8 protein-coding genes and 1 pseudogene are annotated in these 8,767 nt (G+C 68.3%); 5 read left to right on the forward strand and 4 right to left on the reverse strand.

Annotated elements, in window-relative coordinates; genetic code table 11:
- From G3N99_RS28670 to G3N99_RS28685, 4 genes and pseudogenes are all read left to right on the forward strand, one after another.
- Positions 1–379, forward strand: a pseudogene (locus G3N99_RS28670) (hypothetical protein); the annotation flags it as partial.
- A gap of 120 nt (positions 380–499) precedes the next feature.
- On the forward strand, positions 500–1,783 hold the full coding sequence (locus G3N99_RS28675; RefSeq protein WP_174938499.1) for an isoprenylcysteine carboxylmethyltransferase family protein: 1,284 nt from the start codon (positions 500–502) through the stop codon (positions 1,781–1,783).
- A gap of 588 nt (positions 1,784–2,371) precedes the next feature.
- On the forward strand, positions 2,372–2,962 hold the full coding sequence (locus G3N99_RS28680; protein ID WP_206124071.1) for a histone acetyltransferase: 591 nt from the start codon (positions 2,372–2,374) through the stop codon (positions 2,960–2,962).
- 58 nt (positions 2,963–3,020) lie between these two features.
- On the forward strand, positions 3,021–3,593 hold the full coding sequence (locus G3N99_RS28685; protein WP_206124072.1) for an NADPH-dependent FMN reductase: 573 nt from the start codon (positions 3,021–3,023) through the stop codon (positions 3,591–3,593).
- Between the two features lie 79 nt (positions 3,594–3,672).
- Here G3N99_RS28685 and G3N99_RS28690 read toward each other — a convergent pair whose 3' ends face one another.
- A complete protein-coding gene (locus G3N99_RS28690) occupies positions 3,673–3,978 on the reverse strand; it encodes a DUF4148 domain-containing protein (RefSeq protein WP_174938493.1) in 306 nt (101 codons plus the stop codon).
- A 240-nt stretch (positions 3,979–4,218) separates the two neighbouring features.
- Here G3N99_RS28690 and G3N99_RS28695 point away from each other — a divergent pair, with 240 nt between their 5' ends.
- Positions 4,219–4,722, forward strand: coding sequence for a DM13 domain-containing protein (locus G3N99_RS28695; RefSeq protein WP_174938491.1), 504 nt, complete (start codon positions 4,219–4,221; stop codon positions 4,720–4,722).
- A gap of 33 nt (positions 4,723–4,755) precedes the next feature.
- Here G3N99_RS28695 and G3N99_RS28700 read toward each other — a convergent pair whose 3' ends face one another.
- The 3 genes from G3N99_RS28700 to G3N99_RS28710 all read right to left on the reverse strand — a co-directional run.
- Positions 4,756–5,358, reverse strand: a complete 603-nt coding sequence (locus G3N99_RS28700) for a DUF2894 domain-containing protein (RefSeq protein ID WP_206124073.1) — start codon at positions 5,356–5,358, stop codon at positions 4,756–4,758.
- Entirely contained in the window at positions 5,355–5,999 is a 645-nt protein-coding gene (locus G3N99_RS28705) for an OmpA family protein (protein ID WP_206124074.1), read from the reverse strand. The genes G3N99_RS28700 and G3N99_RS28705 overlap by 4 nt, the downstream gene beginning before the upstream one ends.
- 3 nt (positions 6,000–6,002) lie before the next feature.
- Positions 6,003–8,767: DUF802 domain-containing protein (locus G3N99_RS28710; protein ID WP_206124075.1), on the reverse strand; the 2,765-nt coding region annotated here is incomplete at its 5' end.

An 8,767-nucleotide genomic window follows, 5' to 3' on the forward strand; every position in this document is an offset into this window, starting at 1 on the left:
TGCGGGTATCGGCGGCCTGCTGGCGCCGGTCACCAACCTCGTCAACTCGCTGACCCCGCTCGGCGCCAGCCTCACCGGCACGGTCACGACGCCGGGCGGCAACGTGACGGGCACGCTCGGCGGCCTGCTGTCGAGCGGCCCGGTCGGCACGGTGGCGGGTGCGCTGACGACGCCGGCAGGCGCCGCGGGCGCCACCGGCACGGTCAGCCCCGGCGGTGCCGGCGCGGCCGGCACGGTCACGACGCCAGCCGGTGGCGGCTCCGTGGTGGGTGGCCTGACCGGCAGCTCGAACGGCGGAGCCGCGGGCGGCGCCGGCAACCTGCTGTCACCGGTAACGAACCTCCTGGGCGGTCTGCTGGGCGGCGGCAACAAGAAGTAACGCTTTACCTGTCAGAACCAAAGGCCAATGGCCGGGCGCGCATCCATACAAAGCCCGGCCGACGGCCGGCGTCACCCGCCAAGCGGGGGCGCCGGCCCTCATCCGTACGAGGATCCGATCATGAATTCCACGCTTGACGGCATCGCCGCGGTCCAGGACCGCCCACCCCGTTCCGCCACGCCCCTCCGCGCCGGCCTGCTCGGCATCGCCGCCGGACTCTTCGCGCTGTGGATCACGCGCGACCAGCCGACCCTCGATGCAGCCACGCGCGCGGTCATCGCCAGCCTCGCGATCATCGGCACGATCGCGCTGCACGAAATCTTCATCTCGCGCGTCTACCTGCGCCCGAGCGCAGGCCTGTCGCGGCAGGCGGTCCGGCCGCTCGGCATCGCGCGCGTCGCGACGCGGCTCGGTGCGCTGACGTCGATCTATGCGGGCATCGGCGTGATCTACTGGCTGCTGCCCGAATACCATGGCGCGTTCTACCTGCCGTTCTGGTCGCTGCTGCGCTCGCTCGCGCCGTACGTGATCGTCGCCGCGCCGTTCTACTTCGCGTGGATGGACCGCCACCAGCGCGAGACCGACGACGCGTACCTGCTGTGGGGCCGCTTCCTGTTCCGCCGCGAGCAGCCCGCGAGCTGGAAGCCGGTGCGCGAGATGCTGGCCGGCTGGGGCGTGAAGGCGTTCTTCCTGCCGCTGATGACCGTCTACCTGTCGAAGGACGCCGACCACCTGACCGCGTCGCTCACGAACGCGATGCACGCGCCGATGACGATCGCGGCCTTCGTGTTCATGTACGACCTGTCGTTCACGATGGACCTGATGTTCGGCACCGTCGGCTACCTGTGCACGTTCCGCATCCTCGACAGCCATGTGCGCACCGTCGAGCCGACGACGCTCGGCTGGGTGGCCGCGCTGATGTGCTACCAGCCGTTCTGGTCGCTGTTCTCGAACAACTACATCCGCTACGAAGGCTCGATGTTCTGGGACAACTGGCTGATGTCGGCGCCGACGCTGCGCGTGATCTGGGGCGCCGTGATCATCCTGCTGCTGCTGACCTACGCGCTGTGCACGATCTCGTTCGGGCTGCGCTTCTCGAACCTCACCAACCGCGGGATCATCACGTCGGGCCCGTACCGCTTCACGAAGCATCCGGCGTACATCACGAAAAACCTGTCGTACTGGATGGTGTCGGTGCCGTTCGTCGAGCCGCTCGGCTGGCAGCTCGGGCTGATGCACTGCGCGGGGCTCGTCGCGGTCAACCTGATCTACTACACGCGGGCGAAGACGGAAGAGCGTCACCTGATGCGCGATCCCGACTATCGCGCGTATGCCGAATGGATCGCGCAACACGGGCTGTTCGCGCGGATCAAGCAGGCGTTCGGGCAGCGCGCACCGGCCTGACGCGGTGGCCAAAGGCGGGGCTTGCCGCCCTGCCGGCGTCTGCGTTCGCGTTCGCACATCGACGTTTCGCCGGTTCCGGCGCGCAATGCCCAATGGTTGAGATCGGGCCTCCCCCGCGTCACCTGCCGCTCAGTCGACGGCACGCCCTCATGCGGCCAATTGTCGCGAAACGACGCGATTCTTCGCCTTTCGTCGCTTTTCATCTCCTGTCCGATTGCCCACCGGAATCGCGTCGCGTATGGTGCTGGCCGTCCGCGTGCGATACGGCGCCCGACCCGCGCGCTGTCGCCCGGACCTTCGACCGTCGTCCCGCACGACGGCCGCGCGGGCCGTGCCCGCCGCTCACCGTCTCCGCGATGCCGCCCGTCGGCGCCGCGCATTCATGAGGAGAGAGACGTGATCCACAAAGTCCTGATCCTGTTCGCACTCTGCATCGCGGGCCTCGCCGCGATCGCCGCCGGTTTCCAGCACATCCCCAGCTGATTCGCGGCCCCGGCTCGCTTCGCCGAGCCTGGGGGCCGCAGCCATTCCTCTCCCCTTTTGCGATGAACCACTTTCCCGGACCGCCCGGGACGGGCGACCTTTGCCATGCGTATCGACGTACAGCATTCCCAGCACGACATCGACGATGAACTCGACACGCTTTACGCGCGCCTGCACCAGCCAGGCCATCGCCTGTACGGCCTGCCGGCCGTCGCGCTCGGCCGCTCCGGCCTGATCGTCCGCCACCGCGAGGCGGACGGCGAATACTTCCTGTATGTCGAAGATCCGGCCTCGCGCCAGCTCGCCGGCTATACGGTGTTCAACCGCCTGCCTGAAATCCCGCGTCGCGCCGACCGCTACCTGCGCGCGCCGCATACGCGGCTGCGCGGGTCCGCGCAACGCAAGGGCCTCGCGACGACGCTGTATCGCTGGGGGCTCGACGCGGGCCTGTGCCTGATCAGCGGCGCGCGCCAGTCGGTCGGCGCCGCGCAGTTGTGGACGGCGCTCGCGCAGGACTACCGGCACGGCTTCGTCGATATCGACGGGCGGGCGCTGCGTTATCTCGGCGAAACCGTCGCCGACGACGTGCACGGTGCGCTGCATACGCGACGGCTGATGCTCGGTCATGGATGGGAAATCGGGGAATTCGCGCGCGTGGCCGGGATGGCCGGTGCCGCCCGAACACCGGTGCGATAATCCGTGCGACCCGGGCGACGCTCGCCGCTACGCCACACGCCAACCGACACGCTCATCGATGACCACCGATCCCCGACCCGACGCCAGCCGCCACCTCGACATCGTCGCGCTGTGCGGCAGCCTCCGCGCGCAGTCGTACAACGCAGCACTGCTCGATGCGGCCGCGCTCGTCGCGCCGCACGGCATGCGCATCGTGCGCTTCGATCGTCTCGGCGAATTCCCGCTGTTCAATCCCGATGTCGAATTTCCGTCACCCGCTGCAGTGCGCGACCTGATCGACCGCGTGAATGCCGCCGACGGCCTGCTGATCGCGAGCCCGGAATACGCGCACGGCGTCACGGGCGTGATGAAGAATGCGCTGGACTGGATCGTGGGATGCGAAGCCGTCGTGTACAAGCCGGTCGCCCTGCTGAATGCGTCGCCACGCGCAACGCATGCGGACGCGGCGCTGCGGGAAACGCTGTCGGTGATGTCGGCGAACATCGTCGAGCGCGCGTCGATCACGCTGCCGATCCTCGGGAGTCAACTCGACGCGGCCGGCATCGCCGCGCATCCGCCGTTCGCGTCGGCGCTGATCGAAGCATTGCACGCGCTGCGCGCGGCAATTGCGGAAGGCGAGCCGCCACGTTGACGTTACGCGTCCCGACACACATCGCAGTCCGTAAGAATCGGACATGATGCCAGTCTGAAGGCATCATGCCCGGCCCGGCTCATCGCCCACGATAGATCGGCAGTTCACGGGCAATCGAGCCCGATTCGCTCGTGGCGGTCGACATCGTCCCGTATCCACTCGTATCGGCCGTCGAAGGCCCGGTCGAACCGATCTTCATCAGGGCTTCCGAAAGACGCGCCGGATAGTACGGATCTTCGCCGGTCTGACGGTAGCCGGCCGCGCGCACGGCAGCCAGTTCGGCCTTGACTTCCGCGCGCGTCACGGTGGACGCCTGCGCGGCCCATGCGGAAACGGAAGCGGTCGCGGCAACCGTCGCGAGAACATACAGGGCAAGCTTGTTCATCTGATCTCTCCTGAGCGTCGACGACGTTGTCGACGGAGAGTGAGTCGAGCCGCGAACGCAAAGATGACAGGCGCCAGCGGAAAATTGTCGACATCGTGTCGCCGTGCGGCAATCGCGCGTCCTGCCCGACGTATACGGCATGCGCAAATGAATACCGACCGGGTGTCAGATTTTGCCGGCCCGTGCGACTACAGGGTGGTGGCCTTGCGCCACCCTCTGTACTCGCTCATGGGGTCCGATATGAAAACCAGAATCTGGATACTGATCGCGTCGCACGTCGCGACGGGGATCGTTGCATTCGCCGCCGGTATCTATGTCCTTCCGATCCTGACGGCATCGGAAGGTGCAAGCGCCGTCGAACTGCAGGTGGCCGCCGACAACGCACGTCATACCGGCCGCTTCGAACGCGGCCTGCCGGGCAGCGACCCACTGCACTGGGCCGACGGCAAGCTGACCATCACCGATTCGTCGATCGCCTTCGAAGGCAACATCGCGCCGGGGCCCGATTACAAGATCTATCTCGTGCCGGAATTCGTCGATACCCGGGCGTCGTTCCTCGCGATCAAGGCGCGTGCCGCGCGCGTAGGCGAGCTGAAGACATTCGGCAATTTCGTCGTGCCGCTTCCCGCCGACGTCAACCCGGCGCAGTACACGTCGGTCGTGATCTGGTGCGAGCGCTTTTCGAAATTCATCAGCGCAGCCCGGTATCGGAACGCGACGGCGTCAGGGCAGGTGTCGATGTAACGGGCTCCGATCGCCGCCGCATGCGGTCGCACGTTAGCGGCTCTTACGCGTGCCTTTCTTCGCCGCCTTCGCGCGCGGCGCTTCCTTCTCGGGCTGCGCGCCGCCGCCGGCGAGATCCTCGAGCCACGCGAGCGCGTCGACATACGACATGAACTGCTGCAGATAGGCCGGCGACAACTCGCGCATCGTCGCGAGCGACCGGTGCACGAGACTGTTCGAATTGAGCGGCCCCGCGTTGCGCGGCACCTGGTCGAGCGACTGACGGTACTGCTGCTCCGTGCGGACCTTCGACCACATCGTGCGGAAGTAGTCGACCAGCTCGGGATCGAGCCCGCGACGGTCGGCCTGCGCATCGCGCGCGAGCCGCTCGACGAGTTCCGCCAGCACGCCGCGCGCGGGCGCACCTGCCGCACCGCTCTCGGTTGCCGTTACGCCTGCGCGCGCCACCACCTCCGCGAAGCCTTCGAGCAACGTCGCCAGCCGTGCGTCGAGCAACGCGCGCGCGTCGCCTTCGAGCACGGCCGCGCGCCGTTCGAGCGCGTCGATCCGGTGAAAGCGCACCGGATCGAGCCGGTCGGCGCCTTGCTCGCGCCATGCGTCGAGCGTCGTGCGAACGTGCGTCGCGTCGCCGGTCACTGCGCCGTCCCTCCGTTCGACGCCGACTTGCGCGGCACTGGCGCGATCTCCACGCGACGGTTCTTCGCGCGGCCTTCATCGTCCGCATTCGAGCTGACCGGTTGCTCGGAGCCGAACGCGGCCGCGAACACCGACGGCGCCGGCACGCCGGCGTCGATCAGCGCACGCGTGACCGTCAACGCGCGCTTGGCCGACAGTTCCCAGTTGTCCGCGAACTGGCGGTTGCCGGCGTGCACCTGCTGGTCGTCGGCGAAGCCGCTGATCATCAGGATCTCGTCGCGCGTCTTCAGGTAGGCGCCCAGCGGCGCGGCCAGCGTCTTCAGCAGGTCGCGGCCCGCAGGCTGCAACTGGTCGGAGTTCAGCGCGAACAGCACGTTGCCACTGATGCCGATGCGGCCGTTCACGAGCGTCACGCGGCCGGCCGCGAGCGGCCCGGCGAGCGCCTGCTCGAGCGACTTGCGCTGCTGCGCTTCCTGCTGGCGCGCGCGCACGGCTTCCTCGAGCTTCGACGTGAGCTGAAGCTGCATGCCGATCACGCCGACGAGGATCAGCACGAACGCGCCGAGCAGCACCGACATCAGGTCGGCGAACGCGGGCCACACCGGCGCGGAGGACGCGTCGCCGTCGATTTCGTCGTGCATGCGTTACGCTCCGACGCTCGCCCGCCGGCCGGCGAGCTGCTGCAGGTCTTCGACGATCTGCTTCTGCGACATCATGCTCAGGTCGATCACCTCGCGCGCCTGCGCGACGTAATACTCGAGCTGCTCGTCGCTGCGCGCGAGCGATTTCTCGAGCGCGGCCTCGATGCGTTGCAGATGGGTCAGCAGCTTGTCGTTCGACTCGCCGAATACCTGCACGGCCATGCCGAACGCATCGCCGAGGCTCGCGACTTCGACGGCGCCCGCCGTGACTTGCGCGGCCACCGAGTCGAGCTTGCGCGTTTCGGCATCGACGGTGTCGTTGAAGCGCGCGCCGACGCGGTCGAGCAGGTCGGCCGACGTGCTGACGAGCGCATCGATCGCGGTGCGCTGTTCGGTCGACGCGTGGTTGACCGCACCGAGCAACGTTTCGAGCGTCGCGAGCAGGCGGCTGCGCTCCTCGAGCATCGCGGTGTCGTGCACCAGGCTGTCGGACAAACGCTGGCGCAGCTCGGCGACGACGTCGGCCGCGGCCTTCGGCGCCTCCGATGCAGCCTGCACGAGGCGCGCGATCTCGTTGATCGTGTCGCTCGCATGCACCTGCGCCTGCGCGGTGATGTCGTTCGCGGTGCGGGCCAGCGTGTCGCAGATGTCCTGCTGGCGCGTCGCGGCCTGCGCGCTCGTCTGCGCCCATTCGTCTCGCAGCGCGGCCGCCATCGCGGCGAGCGAGTCGTTCCACGCGGTGAGGCGCTGTTCGTCGCGCGCGGCCAGTTGCGTCTGCAGGCCGGCATGCGAATCGCGGATCGTCGACAGCAGATCGTTCGAGCGTTGTTCGAACGTCGACGCCTGCGTGGTCAGGTCACGCGTGGTTTGTGCGAGTGCGTCGCAGATTTCCTGCTGACGGCCCGCGCTGTGCACGCCTGCGCGCTGCCATTCGTCGCCGAGCGTCGTAGCCATCGCGGCCAGCGAGTCGTTCCATGCCGACAGGCGTTCTTCATCGCGTGCCGCGAGTTGCGTCTGCAGACCCGTGTGCGAATCGCGGATCGTCGACAGCAGATCGCTCGAGCGTTGTTCGAACGTCGACGCCTGCGTGGTCAGGTCGCGCGTGGTTTGTGCGAGTGCGTCGCAAATTTCCTGCTGACGGCCCGCGCTGTGCACGCCCGCGCGCTGCCATTCGTCACCGAGCTTCGTGGCCATCGCGGCCAGCGAGTCGTTCCATGCGGTGAGGCGTTCTTCATCGCGTGCGGCAAGCTGCGTCTGCAGGCCCGTGTGCGAATCGCGAATCGTCGACAGCAGATCGCTCGAGCGTTGTTCGAAGGTCGACGCTTGCGTGGTCAGATCGCGTGTGGTTTGTGCGAGTGCGTCGCAGATTTCCTGCTGACGGCCCGCACTGTGCACGCCTGCGCGCTGCCATTCGTCGCCGAGCTTCGTGGCCATCGCGGCCAGCGAATCGTTCCATGCCGACAGGCGTTCTTCATCGCGTGCAGCCAGTTGCGTCTGCAGGCCCGTGTGCGAATCGCGGATCGTCGACAGCAGATCGTTCGAGCGTTGCTCGAACGTCGACGCCTGCGTGGCGAGATCGCGCGTGGTTTGCGCCAGTGCATCGCAGATTTCCTGCTGACGGCCCGCGCTGTGCACGCCTGCGCGCTGCCATTCGTCGCCGAGCTTCGCGGCCATCGCGGCCAGCGAATCGTTCCACGCAGCGACGCGCTGTTCGTCGCGCGCCGCCAGGTCGGTCTGCAGCCCCGCGTGCGACTCGCGCATCGCGGCGAGCGTCGCGCCGGAATGGCGTTCGAACGTCGCGGCGGCCTCGCCCAGCGCGCGTGCATGCTGGCCGGCCAGCGTCTCGCCGACCTGCTCCTGACGCGACAGCGCATCGCGCCAGGCGTCCGACAGGCGGCTTTCGGTCGACTCGAGGCGCGTCGCCACGCCGTCGAGCAGGTCCGTCGAACGCTGCGAGAACGTGTCGGTGAACTGGCCGAGCGTCGTCTGCAGCTGCTGCGCGACGGCATCGCCCGCGCGGCGCTGTTCGTCGAGCGCGCGGTTCCAGACGGCCGTCACGTTTCCGGTGGTCTTTTCGAAGCCGTCCGTCAGCCCGTCGAGCTGACGCTGCACGGCGCCCGTCACGGTATCGCGCAGCGCGGCCATCTCCTGCGCGAGCCCCGTCATCGTCGCGGCGACGACCGGCTGCAGCGCGGCACCGGCCACGCGCGCGCTTTCGGCGGCGCTTTCCTTCAGCGCGTCGCCGACATTCGACGCGAGGCCCGCATACGCGCGCTCGGTCCGGTCGAAAAACGCCTGCTGGCTTTCGATCTGGCGATCGTGCAGCGCGACGCTGCGCGCCTCGAGCGTCGTCATCATCGTCTGCAGGCGATCAACCAGCGCCGGCATCACGTCGGCCTGGCGCTGCAGCAGCCGGAACGATTCGTCGCGCTGGTGCGCGGACGAATGCACGCGCAACGTCGTCGCGATCTTCGCGTCGAGTTGCTGGGCCGCGTCGATCCGCTCGCGGCGCACGAGCGCGGACAGCAGCCCGAGCATCGCGGACGTCGCGACGCCGGCGATCGACGTGCCGAACGCGAAGCCGAGGCCCTTCACCGGCGCGATCAGCGACGCGCGGATCGCGTCGAGATCGGTCGCGCTTTCGAGCGCGGCGCCGGTGCCCTTCAGCGTGACGACCATCCCGAGCAGCGTGCCGAGCATGCCGAGCAGCACGAGCAGGCCAACGAGGTAAGGCGTGAGCGACGGGCCCGGCAGCGCGACGCGCGCAC

The sequence above is a fragment of the Burkholderia sp. Ac-20392 genome, assembly GCF_017104585.1.
GTDB lineage: Bacteria > Pseudomonadota > Gammaproteobacteria > Burkholderiales > Burkholderiaceae > Burkholderia > Burkholderia lata.

Coding starts and splice junctions, on each gene's coding strand:
- G3N99_RS28675 (WP_174938499.1), top strand. CDS start 500: ATGAATTCCACGCTTGACGGCATCGCCGCGGTCCAGGACCGCCCACCC.
- G3N99_RS28680 (WP_206124071.1), top strand. CDS start 2,372: ATGCGTATCGACGTACAGCATTCCCAGCACGACATCGACGATGAACTC.
- G3N99_RS28690 (WP_174938493.1), bottom strand. CDS start 3,978: ATGAACAAGCTTGCCCTGTATGTTCTCGCGACGGTTGCCGCGACCGCT.
- G3N99_RS28705 (WP_206124074.1), bottom strand. CDS start 5,999: ATGCACGACGAAATCGACGGCGACGCGTCCTCCGCGCCGGTGTGGCCC.
- G3N99_RS28695 (WP_174938491.1), top strand. CDS start 4,219: ATGAAAACCAGAATCTGGATACTGATCGCGTCGCACGTCGCGACGGGG.
- G3N99_RS28685 (WP_206124072.1), top strand. CDS start 3,021: ATGACCACCGATCCCCGACCCGACGCCAGCCGCCACCTCGACATCGTC.